Below are 19,176 nucleotides of genomic sequence, written 5' to 3'. Positions count from 1 at the left end.
CACGGGGAGGTCACCATGGGGAGAAGCGGCGCATCTGGTGCGCCTGGCGGTCGATGAAGGTTTGCGCGGGGTCGATGCCCTTGCTCTTCAGCACATGGTTGCGCACGGCGGCCTCGACCAGCACGGCCAGGTTGCGGCCCGGCGCGACGGGAATGGTGATCTTGGGCACGTCCACGTCGAGCACGTTGCGCCGGCTGACATCGCCGGTAAGGCGGGTCATGGCGTCGCCTTCCTCGCCGATCTGCAGCGGCTTCAGGTGGACCACGAGGCGCAGGTACTTCGAAGGCTTCACCGCCGTGTGGCCGAACATCTCGCGGATGTTCAGCACGCCCAGGCCGCGCACTTCCAGCAGGTCCTGGAGGAGTTCCGGACAGGCACCGTCGATGACGTCCGGAGCGATGAGCGTGAATTCGGTGGCGTCGTCGGCCACCAGCCGATGGCCGCGGCTGATGAGTTCGAGGGCGAGTTCGCTCTTGCCCGAGCCCGGTTCGCCGGTAATCAGCACGCCGATGGAAAAAACCTCGAGGAACACCCCGTGCAGCGTGACCTGGGGCGCCAGCGTGCGGGCCAGGTGGTATTGCAGGTAGGTGAGAAGCTCGTGGCCGCGCTTCGTGCTCTGCCACAGCGGCGTATCGGTTTCCTCGGCCACCTCGCGCAGGTCGGGCGGGATGGACTGGTCCTTGGTGACGATCAGCGCGGCGGGCTGGTAGGCGGCAATCTTGTGGATGGCCTCCCAGCGCTGGCGCGAATCCAGGCCGTCGAGGTAGTTCAGCTCCTCGGTACCGATGATCTGCACCTTGTTCGGGTAGATCACGTTGAGGTAGCCGACGAGCGAAGGGCGCCGGCTCTGCTTCGCGTTGGGTTCGAGCACACGGGATTCCCCACGCATGCCCGCGGCCCAACGCAAGGCCATGCGCTCGTGTACTCCGTCGAAGAGTTGTCTGGCGGTCAGCCGTTCCATGAACAGGCTCTTGGTCCCTTGGGAAGGAAAGGCCGGCACGCGGGGCGTGCCGGCCTGGGTCCTATTGTGCCATCAAGGGCGGCTGGACTGCCTGGGTCAGCCGGGGACGCGGGACTCCCGGACCTCGCTGTTGTGGTGATCCTTGAGCTTTTCCTTGTGCTTCTTGAGCTGGCCGGCCAGCTTCTCGATCATTTCGTCGATCGCGGAATACATGGTGTCCTTCTTGTCGTCGTCCTCCAGCCGGGCAATGCCGTCCGCATGCAGCCGGGTGCCGGCGCAGTGCAGGGTGCCGCCCGCCTTGTGCTCCGCCTTGTCGACGGAGAGCACGACGTCGAGGCCCTTGATGTTGTCGAAAAGGCGTTCGAAGCGACCGATCTGTTGTTCCACACGCTCGCGCAGGGCGGGAGTGATCTGGATGTGCTGGCCGCTGATCTGGATTTGCATGACGCCTCCTTCTTGCTGAGGGTGCCGCCGTGGGGCGGCGAGATCGGAGCGACGGAGCGTCGCTCCCTTGTCTTGAACCGTTCGGACCGCGTGCCTCCGGTAGGGTTCCTTCGCGTCGTCAGTTCGCGCGAACGCGTTCGCTGGAACTCGGGATACGCATCGCTTCGCGGTACTTTGCCACGGTACGTCGGGCCACCTGAATGCCGCGTCGATGCAGTTCCTCCGCCAGGGCCTGGTCGGACAGGGGGCGCCGTGCGTCCTCGGACGTGATGAGCTTGCGAATCATGGCCTGGATGGCCGTGGCGGATGCACTGCCGCCGTCCTCCGTGGCCACGCCGCTGGAGAAGAAGTGCTTGAGCTCGAAGGTGCCGCGGGGCGTGTGCATGTACTTGCGCGTGGTGACGCGCGAAATGGTGGATTCGTGCATGCCCACTTCCTCCGCCACTTCACGCAGGACCAACGGATGCATCGCCTCCGGGCCGTAGTCGAGGAAGGCGCTCTGCCGCCGCACGATGACGTCGGCCACCTTCTGCAGGGTTTCCGCACGGGACTGCAGGCTCTTCAGAAGCCACCGGGCTTCCTGCAACTGGCCTTTCATCCAGGTGGCGTCTTCGCCGCGCGCGCGGGCGATCAGGTTGCAGTAATGCTGGTTAAGACCGAGCCGCGGCTGTGCGTCGGGGTTGAGACTGACCTGCCAGCGGCCGTTCTCGCGGCGCGCGTAGACGTCGGGCGCCACGTACTCCACGGGGGTGGCGTCGAGCGCCGCGCCCGGGCGCGGGTCGAGGCTGCGGATGAGCGCGGCGGCGGCCGTCACGTGTTCCTCCGCTGCCTTCAGGCGGCGGGCGATTTTCGCGATGTCGTTCCGGGCAAGCAGTTCGAGTTCCTCGTTCACGACGCGGATGGCGAGTTCGCGGTGCGGTGTGTCGAGGGAGAACTGGGAAAGCTGGCAGAACAGGCAGTCGCGGAGGTCGAGGCTGGCGACGCCGGTGGGATCGAAGCGCTGCACGCGCTGACGCACGGCGTCGATCTCGTCCGCGCTGGCCGCCATTTCGGCCGGAAGGGCCGCTTCCACGGCGGCGACGCCGTCGCGGAGGTAACCGTCTTCGTCCAGCGCGTGGATGATGGCCGTGGCGATGGCATGTTCGCGCGGAGAGAACTGGGACAGGTTGAGCTGCCATTCCAGATGCTGCTGGAGGCTTTCCGGAGCCGCGTTCTGCGGCTCGAAACCATCCTCGTCCGTGCCCCCCGTGCGGGAGGCGCTGCCACCGTATTCGCTCGGGTCGCCCTGGAAACGGTCGTCGTCCCACTCGGGCGCCAGTTCCTCGGACGGGGCGGCGGTGGATTCGTCGTCTTCCTTGGAAGACTTGGCGGGCGATTCCTCACGCGAAGGGAATTCGGGAGCCTCGAAGTCGTTTTCTTCGCTGACGTCGGTTTCGGCGTCCGATTCGGCATCTTCGGCGAACTCGAGCAACGGATTGCTTTCCGCGATCTGGCGGAGTTCGGCCTCGAGCTCGAGCTGCGACAGCTGCAACAGGCGGATGGCCTGCTGCAATTGCGGCGTCAGCGTGAGCTGCTGATGGAGGCGAAACTGGAGTCCGGGTTTCATGCCTTCGACGCTTGTGGTTCCCGAGCCATCCTACCCCCTGGGACTGGCCCAGGCCAGCGGTCGGTCGGCTATCCCGGCCGGCCGGAGGTCATATCCTGAATTCGCGACCCAGGTACACCTCGCGCACCTTTTCGTCCGCTAGGATGTGTTGCGGCGTGCCGCGCGAAAGCACCTCGCCGTCGTTCAGGATATAGGCGCGGTCGCAGATGCCGAGCGTCTCGCGAACGTTATGGTCGGTGATGAGCACGCCGATGCCGCGTTCCTTCAGGTGGCGGACGATGCGCTGGATCTCGCCGACGGAAATCGGATCGACGCCGGCGAACGGTTCGTCCAGCAGCATGTAGCGGGGGCGCGCGGCCAGGGCGCGGGCGATTTCGACGCGGCGTCGCTCGCCGCCGGAAAGGCTGATGCCTTTCTGCTCGGCGATGTGCGCGATCTTCAGTTCGTCCAGCAGGCTTTCCAGTTCGTCCTCGCGCTGCTTCTGCGTCATTCCGTCGCGCAGTTCCAGCACCGCGAGGATGTTGTCGGCCACGCTGAGACGGCGGAACACCGATGCTTCCTGTGGCAGGTAGCCGATGCCGAGCTTCGCACGCGCATGCATCGGCAGGCCTGTGATGTCCTGCTGGTCGAGCTTGATCGACCCGGCGTCGGCCTGGATGAGGCCCACCACCATGTAGAAGCAGGTGGTCTTGCCGGCGCCGTTGGGGCCGAGCAGGCCGACCACTTCTCCCTCGCGGATGGAGAAGGCGAAGTCGCGAACTACCTGGCGTGCGCGAAAGCGCTTTTGCAGGCCTTGGGCTGAAAGCATCGGATCAGGGCTTCTTGGTGTCGGTGGCCGGGGCGGCGTCCTTCGCCGGTGTCTCAGGGGACGCGGCGGGCGTGCCCGGGGCCTTGTTCTTCGGCTGGAAGGTCATGTGCACGGGGGCTCCGCCACTGCTCTCGCCGGTCATCGTGCTGTCGCTCGTGTTGTAGGTGAGCTTGTCGCCCTGAGCGCTACCCTTGGCCGGCTGGTTCACATAGGCGTTGCCGGTGAGAACCGCGAAGTCCTTGTCGATCTTGTAATCGATGTTGCTGGCCCGGCCGTCCATCGGCTGGTTCTGGTCGTCCAACTGGTGGATGGTGGCGGGAGAACCTTCCACGACCACGCGGGTCAGCGTGTTGTCGGCGTCCAGATAACCGGTGGCCTTGCTGCCGGTGATCTTCAGGGTGCCCTGGGTCAGAACGACGTTGGTGGTCCAGATGACCTTGCCCGGCTGCCCGTTCTGGGGCGCCTGGGTGCCGTCGAAGGACTTCGAGACGACGTCCGCGGGCTGATCGCGGTCGGCCTTCTTCGCGAACGCGGATGTGCTCGCCAGGAGCGCCATACCGAGCGTCGCCATGACGACCTTAGCGTTTGCGCGGCTGGTAGACAGTGTGAACTGCATCGAGGAGCTCCAGGTGCTTGGTATCGAGATTGGCGCGCATGCCAACGCCCTGCATTGTAGATGTTCCCTGCACGATCCGGGCCGCCTCTGCCGTTTCCAGGCGGTTTTCCTTGGGCCAGGCGGTGACTTCCGAGGTGTCGATGCTGGCCGGCTGGTTGTTCTGGAAAGCCACCCGGTCCATGTGGACCTTCCCCTGCAACTTGAGCAGGCTGCCGTCCTTGTTCACCCAGCCGTACTGCGAATGGCCGGTCCATGGCGGAACATTGGTTTCCTTGGTGGAGGGGAGCACAAAATCCGGCGCGTTGATGTACAGCGACTCGTCGCCCTCGCGACGCTCCAGGTGCGGCGCCACCAGCTTGAAGGCCGGTTTGCCCTCCTCGTTGTAGGAATCGAGGTCGAAGTTGGTGAGGACATACCCGGAGCGGGGCGGACCGACGAAGTCCTGCACTTTTTTCTCGGGCGCGGTCCAGTAATAGAGCAGCACGCTGGCACCAAGGACGGCCGCGAGGATGCCGGTCGTGCCGGCCACCCCGCGATCCCTGATGAGGTTGAACACGCTCATAGCCAGCGGTCCCTTTCGGCTTCCGCCTTGCCCTGGGCCGCCAGGATCATGTCGGCCACCTCGCGCGCCGCGCCGTAACCGCCGATGAGCCGGGTGCGCCAGTGGGCGCGCTCCGCGACCCAGGGGTGGGCATTCGCCGTGGCGACCGCCAGGCCGACGATGCCCATGGCGGGCAGGTCCGGCAGGTCGTCGCCCACGAACGCCGCTTCCTCCGGTGCGAGCCTGAGCGCGTCGAGCAGGCCGGTCAGGCATGCCCGCTTGTCTTTCTGGCCCTGGTACACGTGGGCGATGCCGAGTTCCTCGGCCCGCAGGGACACCGGGTGGCTGATGCGTGCGGTGATGATCCCGACCTTTACCCCGTTCCGTTGCAGGGCCTTGAGGCCCAGCCCGTCGTGCACGTGGAAAACCTTGGTCTCGCGGCCGTCCTCGCCGTACCACAGGCGGCCGTCGGTCAGCGTGCCGTCGACGTCGAAGACGACGAGGCGCACGCGTGCCGCGCGCTCGGCGACGTCGGCGGGGATCTCGGTGTAATGCGTGTAGGCCATGGTTTCGCTATATATGGGGATGGATCGGCGCCGGGGGAGGGCGCCGCAGTGCTCTCGTTCAGACGACGCGGGCACGGAGCAGGTCGTGGATGTTCAGCGCACCGACCACGCGGCCTTCCCCGTCCACGACGAGGAGGGCGTTGATCTGGTGCTTCTCCATGAGCTGCGCCGCCTCGACCGCCAGCTTGTCGGAGCCGATGGTCTTGGGGCCGCGCGTCATGAGCTGGGCGACGGAGGCGCTGCGGAGGTCCACGCCGTCGTCGTCGAGGGCACGGCGAAGGTCGCCGTCGGTGAACACGCCAAGGAGGCGGTCGTCGCCGTCGACGACCGCGGTCATGCCGAGGCGCTTGCGCGACATTTCCACCAGTGCCTCGCTGAGCGAGGCCTCCAGACGGACGCGGGGCACGTCGTCGCCGGCGTGCATGACGTCGGAAATATGCAGGAGCAGCCGGCGCCCGAGGCTGCCGGCGGGATGGGAGCGGGCGAAATCGTCCGAGGTGAAGCCACGCGCTTCCAGGAGCGCCACCGCCAGGGCGTCGCCCATGACCAGGGCGGCCGTGGTGCTGGCGGTGGGGGCCAGGCCATGCGGGCAGGCCTCGCAGGCCACGTTGGCGTCGAGATTGACGTCGGCCTGGGTGGCCAGCGACGAGGCCGGATTGCCCGTGATCGAGATGAGCGAAATGCCCTGGCGCTTGATCGCCGGGAGGATGTACAGCAATTCGTCCGTTTCGCCCGAATAGGAGATGCCCAGCACGATGTCGTCCGGCTGGATCATGCCGAGGTCGCCGTGGCTGGCCTCGCCCGGGTGCACGAAGAAGGAAGGCGTGCCGGTGGAAGCCAGGGTGGCGGCGACCTTTCGGCCGATATGGCCCGATTTGCCCATGCCGGAGACCACGACGCGGCCCTTGCAGTCGAGGATCATCTGGCAGGCCTGGACGAATGCCGCGTCGATCCTCGCCTCGAGGGCGCGGATGCCGGCCGCCTCGGTCTTGATGACGTTGCGCGCGCTGCGCACGACGGCGTCGGCGTCCACGAGTCGGTTGGCGGCTGGCGGTGCGGTGCGGGCGTTCATGCGACCTCGAGGTCCGGGTGGGCTCCCTGGTTACCCGGGATGTCCATTTCTGCGACACCGGATTTCCATTACCATTACATATTCTCATTTTATGGTTGCTGCCATCGACGGGTGGTTCAGGGTCCGTTTCGGAACCCTTGCTCACGCTGCGACCCCCTTTTACGGAGATTCCATGGACGCTGCGCGCATCCAGGCACTGATTGAAGCCGGACTGCCCGGCGCCCGGGTGGACGTCCAGGGCGACGACGGCGTTCATTTCGAGGCCGAAGTGATCTCGGAACAGTTCGCCGGCAAGCTGCCGCTGGCCCGCCACCGCCTCGTCTACGCCACGCTCGGCGACCTCATGGGCGGTGCCATCCACGCCCTCGGCCTCAAGACCCTCACTCCCGACGAAGCCGCCGGCCGCCGTTGACGCGCGCGCCGCGGCTTACGTCGCCAGATTTTTCTTTCAAGGCATCCCCTCCATGGCCAAGATCCTGATCAGCGGCGGCCAGCCGCTCCAAGGCGAGGTCGGCATTTCCGGCGCCAAGAACGCCGTGCTGCCCATCCTCGCTTCCTGCCTGCTCGCCGACGAGCCGGTCAGCATCGGCAACGTGCCGCACCTGCACGACGTCACCACGTTCATCGAGCTGCTGGGCCGCATGGGCGTGCGGGTCGTCCTCGACGACCGCATGAAGATGCATATCGACCCGCGTCCCGAGAACTCCTGCGTGGCCCCGTACGACCTGGTGCGGACCATGCGCGCGTCGATCCTCGTCCTGGGCCCGCTCGTCGCGCGGTACGGCAAGGCGGAGGTTTCGCTGCCCGGCGGCTGCGCCATCGGCTCCCGCCCGGTCGACCAGCACATCCGCGGCCTGCAGGCGCTGGGCGCCGATGTCAGCGTGGAGAACGGCTACATCAAGGCGCGCTCCGGCCGCCTGAAGGGCGCCCGCATCGTCATGGACATGGTGACCGTCACCGGCACCGAAAACATCCTGATGGCGGCCACCCTCGCCGAAGGCACCACCGTCATCGAGAACGCGGCGCAGGAGCCCGAGGTGGTCGACCTCGCGCACTGCCTTATCGCGATGGGCGCAAAGATCGACGGCATCGGTACGTCCACGCTCATCGTGCACGGCGTGGAACGCCTGCACGGCGCGCATTACGAAGTCCTGCCCGACCGTATCGAAACCGGCACCTTCCTGGTCGGTGCGGCGATGACCGGCGGCAAGGTGCGCGCGCGCGGCGCCCGTGCCGACACCATGGACGCCGTGCTGCAGAAGCTCGAGGAAGCCGGTGCGCATATCAACACCGGCAAGGATTGGATCGAACTCGACATGCAGGGCCGCCGTCCGAAGGCGGTGAACCTCACCACCGCACCATACCCTGCGTTCCCCACCGACATGCAGGCGCAGTTCACCGCGCTCAATTGCGTCGCCGAGGGCGTGGGCGTGATCACCGAGACGGTGTTCGAGAACCGCTTCATGCATGCGCTGGAATTGCAGCGTCTGGGCGCGGACATTCGCCTGGAAGGCAATACGGCCATCATCACCGGTGTGCCGAAGATGAGTGGCGCGCCGATCATGGCGACCGACCTGCGTGCGTCGGCGTGCCTCGTGCTGGCCGGCCTGGTCGCCGAAGGCGACACCACGGTCGACCGCGTGTACCACATCGACCGCGGCTACGAGAACATCGAGGAAAAGCTCGGCGTGCTGGGCGCGAAGATCCGGCGTCTGCCGGGTTGACTTCGGATATGCGGCTTCATGTGGAAGCCGCTTCAGCGGCGATGGATACTGCGACAAGCTTGCTCGCTGCCGCGAGATCGCCGGCCTAGCCGGCTCCCACATCAAGGCAGGTAGGCTCCCGCATCAAGGCAGGTGGGCTTTGTGTGGGAGCCGCTTAAGCGGCGATGGGTGCTCGCGCGATGCGTGCCTGCCCCCGCCGGGGACAGTCGGCCCCCACAGTGATTAGCGGCCTTCGAACTTCACCAGTTCCATCGTCATGTCGCCGCCGTCTTTCTGGGCCAGCTTCACGGGCACCGGATACTTCCCTGGCACGTACCATGCGTTGAACCCGCGGTCGGCGTCGGTGCGGTCGACGCGAACGGCCTCGAAGGAGCCGGCGGGAACGGTAACCTTCTCGGTGGCCGACACCTTGAACTTCTGGTTTTCCACTTCCTGTTTCACCGCCACCGGCAACGCCAGGTCCTTCTGGCCGGAGCGCAGTGCGACGCCCAGCGCGAGCGGCAGGGTGTTGCGTTCCACCATGCCCGGCACGGCAGAGTAGGTGTAGCTCTTCTTGTTGTCCTGCACCTGGACGGTGCCGTCCTGCACGGCGAGGTCACGGGTCTTCGACTTGATCGCCGCGTCGAGCTGGTAGTGATAGCTCACCGCCTGCGGGACCTGTCCGGCCCAGGTGAAGCGAGAGGTTTCCGACACATTCGCGCCGAGCATGGCAGCCAGGCCCGAGGTGCCCTTGGTCTGGTTCGAGTATTCGAACTGGCCACCGCCGGCGGGCTTCAGCGTGACCGTGGCTTCGCCGAGCGGATCGCCGCCCTTGGAAACCTGGTAGGTAGCGGTGAAAGACTGCGGCACGTCCGCGGCGAACGCGGCGGCAGGCAGGGCGAGGGCCAGCGCGAGGCCGGCGCGGAGGAGGGTGCGGGTCGTCATGTAGCGGATTGTAAGCCGCGAGGCTGAATGCCGGGCCACGCCCGAGCCGGGATCCCTATGTGGAAGCCGCAGCCTGGCTTTGTGTGGGAGCCGCTTCAGCGGCGATGGGTGCTCGCGGCAAGGTTGCCCGCTGCCGCGGGATCGCCGGCATAGCCGGCTCCCACAATCGCCGGTGTCTTACAGGTCGGCGAGGCTCAGGGGGCGCGTCAGCGGCGCGCCGTCGAACAGCGGGCCGCCTTGCCAGCGCAGCCGGCCACTGGCGATGGCGCCGACAACCGCCGGCAAGAGCTTGTGCTCCTCGACGAGCAGGCGCGCGGCGAGGTCGTCTTCCGTGTCGCCCGGATGGACGGGAATGCGTGCCTGGGCGACCACGGGGCCGCCATCCAGTTCCGCCGTGACGAAGTGCACGCTGGCGCCGTGTTCGCGGTCGCCGGCCTCCAGGCAGCGGCGGTGGGTGTGCAGGCCGCGGTACTTCGGCAGCAGGGAGGGGTGCACGTTGATCGCGCGGCCCTCCCATGGCGCCACCACTGCGGCGTCCACGATGCGCATGTAGCCGGCCAGCACGAGCAGATCGGCCCCGCTGTCGGCCACCCGGCCGAACAGGGCGCTGTCGAATTCGGCGCGCGTGGCGTAGTCCTTCGGGTTCAGTGCCACCGTCGGAATGCCTGCCGCGGCAGCGACCGCGAGGGCCCCGGCCAGCTTCTTGTCGCTGCCCACGAGGGTGAATTCGACGGGCAGGCGCCCGGCGTCACGCGCTGCGACGAGCGCGGCAAGATTGCTGCCACGCCCGGATGCGAGCGCGGCGACGCGAAGGGGGCGATCCATCGGCTCAGGCGATGTGGACGCGTTCGCCGCCTTCATGGGCGACCACCACGCCGATCGGCTGGCTGTCGAGGCCATGGCCGGCGAGCACGGCCTGCGCAGCCTCGACCTGGCTCTCGGCGAGCAGCACGGTAAAGCCGATGCCGCAGTTGAAGGTGCGCCACATTTCCTCGTCGGCGACGTTGCCTTCGCGCTGCAGCCACTGGAACACGGGCGGCAATTCCCACGCCGAGGCGTCGATGGACAGGGCCAGGCCGTCGGGAACCACGCGGATGATGTTTTCCTTCAGGCCGCCACCGGTGACGTGCGCCATGCCGTGCACGTCCACCTTGCCGATCAGGTCCAGCATGGGCTTCACGTATATGGTGGTGGGTGCCATCAGCGCGTCCACCAGCTTCACGCCGCCGACATCGGTCTCCAGCGGGGAGCCCGCGCGTTCGAGGATGCGGCGGATCAGCGAATAGCCGTTCGAGTGCGGGCCGGAGGAGGCCACGCCGAGGATGACGTCGCCCGCGACGATGGAGGAGCCGTCGTTCATGGCGGACTTTTCCACGGCGCCGACGGTAAAGCCGGCCAGGTCGTATTCGCCCGGCGGGTACATGTCGGGCATTTCGGCCGTCTCGCCGCCGATCAGCGCACAGCCGGCGAGCTCGCAGCCGCGGGCGATGCCGCCGACCACCGAGGCGGCCGTGTCGACATCGAGCTTGCCGGTGGCAAAGTAGTCGAGGAAGAACAGTGGTTCGGCACCCTGCACGAGCACGTCGTTGACGCACATGCCCACCAGGTCGATGCCGATGGTGTCGTGGCGGCCCAGCTGCTGGGCAAGCTTCAGCTTCGTGCCGACGCCGTCGGTGCCCGAAACGAGCACGGGCTCCTTGTAGCGGCCGGAAAGGTCGAACAGCCCGCCGAAACCGCCCAGTCCGCCCATCACCTCGGGGCGGAAGGTGCGCTTGACCATCGGCTTGATGCGCTCGACGAGGGCATTACCGGCGTCGATGTCCACGCCTGCGTCGCGGTAGGTGAGGGAGCCCTGGTCGGAGGACATAAGCGGTTCCGGCACTATTGGAAACCGCGCATTCTAACAGCAAGCGGGCCCGTGACCGGGCCCTGCACGGCTCCTGGATGGACGCCATGGCATGGTTTGGGCAGACTTCCTGCCTTCACAGAGCGATGCCCACACCATGCGCCTACTCCGGATCCTCGCGACATCGATGCTCTTCGCGGTCGCCTTTCTTGGCACGGCCGCGGGACAGACGTCCATCTACACGGTGACGGTGCCGGTGGCCGACACCAGCGCCGCGGTGCGTGACCAGGCCTTCGCGACGGGCCTTACCCAGGTGCTGGCCCGGGCCTCGAACGGGGCGGACCCTCGCGGCAAGGCCGGCTACGCCGACGCCATGAAGCAACCGGGCGGCCTCGTCCAGCAATACCAGTACGCCCGCACCGGCGGCGCCAACGGGGCCCCCCTCAGCCTGGAGATCGTGTTCGATCCGGGTGCGGTCCGGCGTGTGCTGGCCGTCGGCGACGCCGCAGCCGCGGCACCCAAGGCCCCCGTGCTCGTGATCGCGCGGGACGCCAGCGGCAGGCTCCTTGGCCAAGATGAGCTCGCCCCGCTGGCCCAGATGGCCGATACCCGCGGATATCAGATCGTCGTGCCGAAGGACGGTGCCATTCGCGACCCGGCCGCCCTCGCGGCGGGCGATCCCGCGGCCGTGGCCGGCGTGGCCCGGCAGTACAACACGGCGGTGGTGCTCGTCGGCAAGATCGGCGCCGACCAGACCGACTGGACCCTCGTTTCGGCCGGCCGCACGTCCAGTTGGAAAGACAGTGGCGAGGCCCGCGCGGCGTTGCTGACCAATGGCGCCAACGCCATGGCGGACAAGCTCGATCGCCAGTTCGCCGCCACCCAGGGCGGCAGCACCAGCGGCAAGGTCTGGGTGGCCGGGCTCCGTTCCGCCGCCGATTACGCCGGCCTTCTGTCCACGTTCCAGAACGACCCTGCGGTGAAATCCATCGTACCGGTGGCGGCCACGGCCGACGGCGTGCTCTTCGACGTATCGGCCAACGCACCGCTCGCGCGGCTGGTCGCGGGTTACTCCGCCGGGGGCCACGTGCTGGCCGGCGACGGGCATGACGGCGCCGACCTCGCCTTGCGCTGGGTCCCCTGACGGATGTCGATGAATCACGAAACGTCCCGCCGCTGGCAGCTGCTGGCGATCACCGCCGTCATCGTCTTCCTCATCTGGTTGCTGGCCCCGGTGCTCATGCCCTTCGCGCTCGCGGCGATGCTGGCTTACCTCGGCGACCCGCTGGCCGACCGCCTGCAACGCCTCGGCATGGGGCGCACCTGGGCGGTGAGCATCGTGTTCACGGTGATCTCGGTGGTCGTGGTGGGTGTGCTCCTGCTGCTGATCCCGCTGATCCAGCGCCAGTTCCAGAACCTCGCCGAGAACCTGCCGCACTACGTGGACTGGGTTCGCACGACGGCGTTGCCGTGGGTCCAGGCAAAGCTGCGGCTGGATCCGAATGTCTTCGATACGGACCGCCTGCTGGCCACCGTTCGCGAACACATCGGCTCGGTGGGGACCATTGCCGCCAAGGCCGTGGCGAAGGTCACACAATCCGGCATGGGCGTGGTCATGTGGCTGACCAACGCCGTGCTGATTCCCGTCGTGGCGTTCTACCTGCTGCGCGACTGGGACGCGATGATGGCGCAGATCCAGCGCATGCTTCCGCGCTCGATCGAGCCGACCGTGGTGCGTCTCGCCCGCGAATCCGACGAGGTGCTGGGTGCCTTCGTTCGCGGCCAGTTGCTCGTGATGCTGGCCCTCGGCGTCTTCTACGGCCTGGGGCTCACGCTGGTCGGCATTTCCATCGGTCCCCTGATCGGCATGGTCGCGGGCCTGCTCAGTTTCGTCCCGTACCTCGGCTTCATGATCGGCTTCGTTGCGGCGCTGATCGCGGCCCTGGTCCAGTATGGCGACTGGACGCACGTGATCCTCGTCGGCGTGGTGTTCACCGTCGGCCAGCTGCTCGAGGGCTACGTGCTGGTGCCGCGCCTCGTGGGCGGAAAGATCGGTCTGCATCCCGTGGCGGTCATCTTTGCCGTGTTGGCTGGCGGACACCTCTTCGGGTTTCTGGGCGTGCTGCTCGCGCTTCCCGCTGCGTCGGTAGTGGTCGTCCTGATGCGCTATGCGATCAGCCGCTACCGCGAAAGCGACCTCTACATGGAGCCGGCGACGGACGCTTCCGCGCAGTCGATCGAGGTCGAGGTCGAGGTCGACGTGGAAACGCGCAGGCCGCAACCCCCGGTGCCCGGCGACGGCGGGCCATGACCAGCCAGCTTCCCCTCGCATTGCGCTGGCCGCGGCGGCAGCGCTTCGAGCACTTCCATCCGGGCGAGAACGCGGCGGCCGTCGAAGCCTTGCGCGCGGCGGCCGTGAGCCCCGCGGCACCATGGGTGTTCGTCGCCGGTTCCATGGGCAGTGGCCGCACACACCTGCTTATTGCGTCCTGCCAGGCGGCGATCGACGCCGGCCGCAGCGCGCAGTACCTGCCGCTCGCCGCCCTGCGCGGATCGCGGGCGGCAGCCATCCGCGGCATGGCGGGCAGCGACCTGCTGGCCATCGACGACATCGATTCCGTCGCGGGTGAAAGCGAGGCGGAGCATGCGCTGTTCGATACCTTCAACCGCTACCGGGCCGAAGGATGCACGTTGCTGTTTTCCGCCAGTGGGGCGCCGGGCTCCATCGGCATCGCCTTGCCCGACCTGCGCTCGCGGCTGGGCTCGCTGACCCAGGCGGTGCTCAGGCCGCTGGGCGACGCCGAGCGCAGGGACGTGCTGCGCGAGCAGGCCGGCGCGCGCGGCATCGAACTGGACGACACCGTGCTCGACTGGCTGTTCGCGCACCATGCGCGCGACCTTGGCACCTTGCTCGACCTGCTCGACACCCTTGACCGGGCGTCACTCGCCGCGAAACGGCGAGTGACGGTGCCCTTCCTGCGAGACCTTCTGAGGGCGCCACCCCTCTAGCCGACTTTCGATAGTCCAGGCCGTCGCTAGGACTGCGGGATGTGCACCCGGCCAGCCAGGGTCTTCCGGTCGGGATCGTTATCGCTCACGCGGTAGACCCGCAGTTCGGATGCATCCGTGTCGTGTTCCACGATCAGGTAGGTGCGCCGCGATGCCGATCCGCTGAGGAATACGGGGACACCGCCAATGTCGCCGTACTGTCCTGCCCATGCGTGCAGGTGTCCCGCGAATATGGCCGCCACGTCGTTGCTTGCCACCATGCTGGCGAATTCGAAGTTGGCCCCGTCGGCGTCCGCGTTGTGCATGTGCACGATGGCGAAGTCGAAGGGCCGGTCCGACGGCTTTCCGTACGGCGGTACGGTGAGGTTCGTCTTGAGAAGGTTTTCCAGCCAGGGCACCGACGAGGTGATCCGGTAACGAGACTTCCGCAGGGCGGCGTAGCTGTCGAACGTCACCTCGTAGCTCGGGTAATTGTTGAGTTGCACGTTCAACACGCGATCCATGCCCGGTGCGCGCACGGCGTAGGCGAGGCTGCCTTCGTAATCGTCCCCGAACACGCCGGGCTGGGTGGCGAAATCGAACGCCACTTTCTCGCGCTTGCGGGTTACGTGCTGCACCAGGCCGTCGATGCTGTCGCGTGCGCATCCGTTGTTGTAGCAGCCGCCGCCGTCGGACGCCCTGATGTTGTTGGCGTAGTCGTGATTGCCGAGGCCGATGTGCACATTGTCGCCGAGGATCTGCAGCAGCTCGGCCATGACACTCCTTTGCCAGCCGTGGCCGTAGGCGGTGATGTCGCCATTGATGAATACGGGGATGTCCTGACCAGGGCGGGCAGCGCGGTAGGCGGCGATGCTTCGGTATTGTTCCTCGATGAGCGCGCGAGATCGCTCATCGCGGTCCGCCTCGCTTTCCGCTTCATCCGTGTCGGACGAGGGCGTCCACGGGTATTGCGGATCGGAGGTGACGATCATGGTGCGGATGTCGGCCTGGCTGGCCGGAGCGAATGCGGCGGTGGCGAAGGCCAGCGCGAGTGCGGCCGCGACGCGGCCGGGAACGATGTGGGGAGCCATGGATTTCCTTGTCCGTCGGGGATACGGTTCCGCGGACTTTCCGTCCGCGGATGGAAAGGTAATGGCCGAGCCCTGGACGGTATGTAGGAAAACCGGAAGTGCCGCCCGGGCGCTTTCCCCGGGCGACGTAGGATTACACCCCTAGCAGGCGGGGCGTGGCGTTGGCGCCGATGATTTCCGTCATGGCGGCGGCCACCTTGTGGTTGCCCGCGACAATGTTGCCGCTCTCGGGCAGGCCCTCGCGCCCGGCGAAATCGCCATAGACACCACCGGCCTCGCGCACGAGGAGCGCGCCCGCGGCCATGTCCCATACGCTGAGCCCGGGTTCGAAGTAGCCGTCCACGCGACCGGCGGCGACGTAGGCGAGGTCGAGCGCGGCGGAGCCCATGCGGCGGACGTCCTCGGCTTCCTTGAGCAGCGCGGCGGTAATGGCCAGCTGCGAGTCGAGGTGATTGCGCACGCGGTACGGGAAGCCCGTGGCGATCAGCGCGCCGGACAGGCCTTCGCGCTTTCCGACGCGGATGCGGCGATCGTTGAGGTAGGCGCCGTCGCCCTTGCTGGCAGTGAACAGTTCGTCGCGCAGCGGATCGAACACCACGCCGTAGACGGGCTCGCCCTTTTCCACGAGCGCGATGGACACGCTGAAGTGGGGAATGCCGCGCAGATAATTGTGCGTTCCGTCGAGCGGATCGATCACCCAGGTGAGCGGGCCCTTGCCCGTCTGGCCGGATTCCTCGCCCAGGATGGCGTGCGTGGGATACGCGCGGCGCAGTTCCTTGACGATTTCCGCCTCGGCGAGGCGGTCGACCTCGGAGGCGAAGTCCATCCGCTGCTTCTCGACGACCGCGAGGCCCTCGATGCGGTTCATGTAGCGCAGGATGATGTTTCCTGCGGAGCGCGCTGCGCGCGCCGCGACGTTGACGGCGGGTCTTGGCATGGGGATCGACTTGGCAAAAGAACGGGAGAGCGGTCGAAAGCCGCATCAGCCCGGAAGTTTACCACTGTGCCCCGCCTCGCCCAAGTCGTTGCCGTTGTAGACTTTCCGGTCCTCCCCAGCCGAAGCGCCAGCCATGGCCCTGCACGAACTCCACGATCTCTTCCGATTCGTCCTCGTTCGCACCTCGCACTCGGGGAACATCGGTTCGGCCGCGCGGGCCATCCGCACCATGGGATTCGACCGCCTGACGCTGGTGGCCCCGCACCGCTTCCCCGACCCTGAAGCGACGGCCCTCGCTGCGGGGGCGGACGACGTGCTGGGACAGGCCGCCATCCACGACGACCTGGTCGCCGGACTCGCGGGCACCACCTTCGCGCTGGGCCTGTCGGCCCGGCGCCGGGGCGTGAACCTGCCCGAACTCGACCCGCGCGAAGGTGCGGCCCAGGCCTTGGCAGCCGTGCGCCGGGGCGAGCACGTGGCGCTGGTGTTCGGCAACGAACGAACGGGCCTGGAGAACGACGAACTGTCGCGATGCCACGCGATGGTGCGCATTCCCAGCGTGGACGATTTCAGCTCGCTCAACCTTTCGCAGGCCGTGCAGGTGGTGGCGTACGAACTGCGCATGGCGATGCTCGCCGAGGAAGGGCGCGCGCCAGTGGCGGATATCGATCCGGACGAAGCGCCTGCCGATGCCGAACAGGTGGAGCGCTTCTTCACCCACCTCGCGGAAACGCTCGACGACATCGAATTCCACAAGGGCCGCTCGCCCACCACCATCATGCTCAAGCTGCGCAAGCTGTTCCTTCGCGCACGGCCGGAATTGCGCGAACTGCGCATCCTGCATGGCATCCTCGCCGATGCCCAGCGCATGGCGGAGCTGGCGCACAAGGGCAATCCTTGAGCGCGGGGGCTTCGCGCCCCTGCAGGTTCAGAAGAGGTCGCGGAAGAATCCCGCCAGCGCCTGGCTGAAGGTCGCGGATGCCACGACGATGGCGGCGGTCGTGGCCCAGACGGCCATGAGCAGCGCGCCGTCGCGTTCCACCAGCGCGAAGGCGAAGGCGATCAGCAGGCCGCCGAACACGTAGTTCGTGAACGGGATGGGCAGCGCAAGCAGGATGCCCACGAGGATCATGACCGCGCCCGACACGAAGGTGAAGGGCCGCCGCGTGAGGCGTTGCAGCCTCGGCTTGCAGATCCTCTCCAGGCGGCGCGTCATGGGCTCGATGCGGTCGAGGAACCGTAGCAACCCCTCGCGTGACATCGTGCGCCGGCGCAGGAATCCGGGGATCCACGGGTGCTCCAGGCCGATCAGCATTTCCAGGCCCAGCGCGATCACGAGCACGCCCATGATCCCGCCGATGCCGATCGGCACGGGGAGGAAATTGGGAATCGCCAGCAGCAGGAGAAGGAAGCCGAAGGCGCGCCGGCGCAGGGGTTCGAGAAGTTGCTCCACGGACACGCGCTCGCCGGGCGCGGACATGAGTGCCGCCCTCAGCAGGGCGGCGGTTTTGTCTTCGCGGGGTTCGCGTTCCCTGGTCATGGCACGACTGTCGCCGCCGGGCCTTGAACCCCCATTGAACCGGAGCGGCTATTCCTCGACGGGAGCGTCGTCGGTTTGCACGGTGCTCACCAACACCTTGTCGATGCGGGCGCCATCCATGTCCACGACTTCGAAACGGTGGCCCTGCCAGGTGAAGGATTCGCCCGCGCGGGGAATATGCCCGAACTGTGTCGTGACCATGCCGGCCACGGTGCGGAAGTCGTGCTCCTCCTCGTTCGGCAGGCGGTCCAGCAGGAGCAGCTCGCGAAGATCGTCGGCGGACAACGCGCCGTCCACGAGCCAGCTGCCGTCGTCGCGGCGGACGATGGGCCCGTCCCGGTCGATATCGTCGGAGGCCGGAGCAGTGGCGCCCACCACTGCCGTGAGCAGGTCGTTCAGCGTCACCAGGCCTTCGATGTCGCCGTATTCGTCCACGGCCAGCGCCAGCTGGGTGTCCGCGTCGCGGAAGGCCTCCAGGAGGTCCAGCGCGCGCGCCGTTGCGGGCACGAAGAGCGGGCGGGACACGTGCTCGAAGAGGTCGACATGCCCGCGTTCGAGCGACACGATGAGGGACTTCACCTCGACGGTACCGACCACCTCGCTTTCGTCGCGCCGGTAGACGGGGTAGCGCGAAAACTGGGTCTCGCGGAGCACGGCGAGGTTGTCCTCCTGCGTGGCCGCCACGTCGAGCCAGGCGATCTTCATGCGCGGGGTCATCACCGAGCCCACGCTGCGATCGCCCAGGCGGAGCACGCGGTTCACCATGTTGCGTTCGTCGCTGTCGAGGATGCCCTGCTCGGCACTTTCGGCCACGAGCAGGCGGATCTCTTCCTCGGTGGCCGCGTTCGCGCCCACCCGATGGAGGCGCAGCACCCGGAGGATGCCCGTCGAGAGGTGGTTGAGCAGCCACACCATCGGCAACGTGATGCGGGAGATCACGAGCATCGGCACCGCGATCTGGCATGCGATGCGCTCGGGGGCGGTGAGAGCGGCGCGCTTCGGCACCAGCTCGCCGATGACGATCTGGACCAGGGACATGAGAAGGAAGCCCAGCAGCCAGCCGACGATGCGGGCATACGGTTCCAGCCAGGCGGCGCCACCGCCATGGATAAGGGCGGTGAAGTGCTCGCCCAGCCGGTCGCCGGCCAATGCGCCGGTGACCAGGATGATCAGGGTCATGCCCACCTGTACGGTGGAGAGGAACCTCTCCGGCGCCTCGGCCAGTTGCAGGGCCACCCGCGCCCGGCGGCTGTCGCGGGCCATCTGCTTCAGGCGGCTCTTCCGTGACGCGACCACGGACATCTCGGACAGGGCGAAGAACCCGTTGCCGAGCGATAGGAGGAGGACCAGCAGGATTTCGGTGAGCATCGGGCGCTTATATAGCAGATGGTCCCGGCAAGAAGGCGTCCGGTGGGGCCGGGCGAGGTCGCGGCCACCTGTCCGGAGCACGCCCCGGGGCGCAAGCCACGGGCCAGTCCGGTAACATTGCGGTCACAAATCCCCCAGGTTCCC

21 protein-coding genes are annotated in these 19,176 nt (G+C 67.3%); 6 read left to right on the top strand and 15 right to left on the bottom strand.

The features are described 5' to 3' along the window. Nucleotides 1–10 precede the first annotated feature (10 nt). The 8 genes from hprK to HBF26_RS04460 all read right to left on the bottom strand — a co-directional run bounded on the left by hprK (nt 11) and on the right by HBF26_RS04460 (nt 6,614). The gene (gene hprK / locus HBF26_RS04495; RefSeq protein ID WP_167031989.1) at nt 11–961 is read right to left on the bottom strand and encodes an HPr(Ser) kinase/phosphatase; all 951 of its coding nucleotides are present in this window, start codon (nt 959–961) and stop codon (nt 11–13) included. Between the two features lie 96 nt (nt 962–1,057). Then, nucleotides 1,058–1,405 (bottom strand): ribosome hibernation-promoting factor, HPF/YfiA family, encoded by a 348-nt coding sequence (gene hpf / locus HBF26_RS04490; RefSeq protein ID WP_167123525.1) that lies wholly within the window; start codon nt 1,403–1,405, stop codon nt 1,058–1,060. Nucleotides 1,406–1,523: 118 nt separating this feature from the next. Continuing rightward, nucleotides 1,524–3,011: an RNA polymerase factor sigma-54 gene (locus tag HBF26_RS04485; protein WP_167123523.1), complete on the bottom strand. Its 1,488-nt coding sequence runs from the start codon at nt 3,009–3,011 to the stop codon at nt 1,524–1,526. Between the two features lie 88 nt (nt 3,012–3,099). Further along, nucleotides 3,100–3,819 carry an LPS export ABC transporter ATP-binding protein gene (lptB, locus tag HBF26_RS04480; RefSeq protein ID WP_167123521.1) on the bottom strand — a complete coding sequence of 240 codons (720 nt, stop codon included), beginning with the start codon at nt 3,817–3,819 and terminating at the stop codon, nt 3,100–3,102. Between the two features lie 4 nt (nt 3,820–3,823). After that, nucleotides 3,824–4,435, bottom strand: a complete 612-nt coding sequence (gene lptA / locus HBF26_RS04475) for a lipopolysaccharide transport periplasmic protein LptA (RefSeq protein ID WP_167123519.1) — start codon at nt 4,433–4,435, stop codon at nt 3,824–3,826. Further along, nucleotides 4,398–4,997 (bottom strand): LPS export ABC transporter periplasmic protein LptC, encoded by a 600-nt coding sequence (gene lptC, locus HBF26_RS04470; RefSeq protein WP_167123516.1) that lies wholly within the window; start codon nt 4,995–4,997, stop codon nt 4,398–4,400. The genes lptA and lptC overlap by 38 nt, the downstream gene beginning before the upstream one ends. After that, nucleotides 4,994–5,542, bottom strand: coding sequence for a KdsC family phosphatase (locus tag HBF26_RS04465; protein WP_167032006.1), 549 nt, complete (start codon nt 5,540–5,542; stop codon nt 4,994–4,996). The genes lptC and HBF26_RS04465 overlap by 4 nt, the downstream gene beginning before the upstream one ends. Before the next feature lie 58 nt (nt 5,543–5,600). After that, nucleotides 5,601–6,614 (bottom strand): KpsF/GutQ family sugar-phosphate isomerase, encoded by a 1,014-nt coding sequence (locus tag HBF26_RS04460; RefSeq protein WP_167123514.1) that lies wholly within the window; start codon nt 6,612–6,614, stop codon nt 5,601–5,603. 172 nt (nt 6,615–6,786) lie between these two features. On the opposite strand from HBF26_RS04460, the gene HBF26_RS04455 reads away from it, so the two are divergent. Then, entirely contained in the window at nt 6,787–7,026 is a 240-nt protein-coding gene (locus tag HBF26_RS04455; RefSeq protein WP_167123512.1) for a BolA family protein, read from the top strand. 52 nt (nt 7,027–7,078) lie between these two features. Beyond that, complete coding sequence (gene murA / locus HBF26_RS04450; RefSeq protein WP_167123509.1) at nt 7,079–8,338, top strand: UDP-N-acetylglucosamine 1-carboxyvinyltransferase; 1,260 nt, start codon at nt 7,079–7,081, stop codon at nt 8,336–8,338. A 222-nt stretch (nt 8,339–8,560) separates the two neighbouring features. Here murA and HBF26_RS04445 read toward each other — a convergent pair whose 3' ends face one another. The 3 genes from HBF26_RS04445 to purM form a co-directional block, all read right to left on the bottom strand. After that, on the bottom strand, nt 8,561–9,262 hold the full coding sequence (locus HBF26_RS04445; protein ID WP_167123507.1) for a DUF3108 domain-containing protein: 702 nt from the start codon (nt 9,260–9,262) through the stop codon (nt 8,561–8,563). Nucleotides 9,263–9,439: 177 nt separating this feature from the next. Then, nucleotides 9,440–10,087: a phosphoribosylglycinamide formyltransferase gene (purN, locus tag HBF26_RS04440; protein WP_167123505.1), complete on the bottom strand. Its 648-nt coding sequence runs from the start codon at nt 10,085–10,087 to the stop codon at nt 9,440–9,442. Between the two features lie 4 nt (nt 10,088–10,091). After that, nucleotides 10,092–11,129 carry a phosphoribosylformylglycinamidine cyclo-ligase gene (gene purM / locus HBF26_RS04435; RefSeq protein ID WP_167123503.1) on the bottom strand — a complete coding sequence of 346 codons (1,038 nt, stop codon included), beginning with the start codon at nt 11,127–11,129 and terminating at the stop codon, nt 10,092–10,094. A 136-nt stretch (nt 11,130–11,265) separates the two neighbouring features. On the opposite strand from purM, the gene HBF26_RS04430 reads away from it, so the two are divergent. The 3 genes from HBF26_RS04430 to hda are packed head-to-tail and all read left to right on the top strand — an operon-like array spanning nt 11,266 to nt 14,117. Beyond that, nucleotides 11,266–12,252, top strand: coding sequence for a DUF8605 domain-containing protein (locus HBF26_RS04430; RefSeq protein WP_167123501.1), 987 nt, complete (start codon nt 11,266–11,268; stop codon nt 12,250–12,252). A 9-nt stretch (nt 12,253–12,261) separates the two neighbouring features. Further along, entirely contained in the window at nt 12,262–13,419 is a 1,158-nt protein-coding gene (locus HBF26_RS04425; RefSeq protein WP_167123499.1) for an AI-2E family transporter, read from the top strand. Further along, entirely contained in the window at nt 13,416–14,117 is a 702-nt protein-coding gene (hda, locus tag HBF26_RS04420) for a DnaA regulatory inactivator Hda (RefSeq protein WP_167123497.1), read from the top strand. The genes HBF26_RS04425 and hda overlap by 4 nt, the downstream gene beginning before the upstream one ends. A gap of 26 nt (nt 14,118–14,143) precedes the next feature. Here the strand turns inward: hda and HBF26_RS04415 are convergent, their stop codons facing one another. Both HBF26_RS04415 and HBF26_RS04410 read right to left on the bottom strand, forming a co-directional pair. Then, nucleotides 14,144–15,187: a metallophosphoesterase gene (locus HBF26_RS04415; RefSeq protein WP_167123495.1), complete on the bottom strand. Its 1,044-nt coding sequence runs from the start codon at nt 15,185–15,187 to the stop codon at nt 14,144–14,146. Nucleotides 15,188–15,320: 133 nt separating this feature from the next. Further along, on the bottom strand, nt 15,321–16,124 hold the full coding sequence (locus HBF26_RS04410; protein WP_167123493.1) for an inositol monophosphatase family protein: 804 nt from the start codon (nt 16,122–16,124) through the stop codon (nt 15,321–15,323). Nucleotides 16,125–16,257: 133 nt separating this feature from the next. On the opposite strand from HBF26_RS04410, the gene HBF26_RS04405 reads away from it, so the two are divergent. After that, complete coding sequence (locus HBF26_RS04405) at nt 16,258–17,025, top strand: RNA methyltransferase (RefSeq protein ID WP_167123491.1); 768 nt, start codon at nt 16,258–16,260, stop codon at nt 17,023–17,025. A 27-nt stretch (nt 17,026–17,052) separates the two neighbouring features. Here HBF26_RS04405 and HBF26_RS04400 read toward each other — a convergent pair whose 3' ends face one another. Both HBF26_RS04400 and HBF26_RS04395 read right to left on the bottom strand, forming a co-directional pair. Beyond that, nucleotides 17,053–17,664, bottom strand: a complete 612-nt coding sequence (locus HBF26_RS04400) for an exopolysaccharide biosynthesis protein (RefSeq protein ID WP_167123489.1) — start codon at nt 17,662–17,664, stop codon at nt 17,053–17,055. 48 nt (nt 17,665–17,712) lie between these two features. Next, nucleotides 17,713–19,032 carry a hemolysin family protein gene (locus HBF26_RS04395; protein WP_167123487.1) on the bottom strand — a complete coding sequence of 440 codons (1,320 nt, stop codon included), beginning with the start codon at nt 19,030–19,032 and terminating at the stop codon, nt 17,713–17,715. Nucleotides 19,033–19,176 lie beyond the last annotated feature (144 nt).

Origin of the sequence: Luteibacter jiangsuensis (assembly GCF_011742555.1) — a bacterium.
GTDB lineage: Bacteria > Pseudomonadota > Gammaproteobacteria > Xanthomonadales > Rhodanobacteraceae > Luteibacter > Luteibacter jiangsuensis.
The sequence above is the reverse complement of the archived record's forward strand: the minus strand, read 5'-3'. Positions and strand labels throughout refer to the sequence as shown.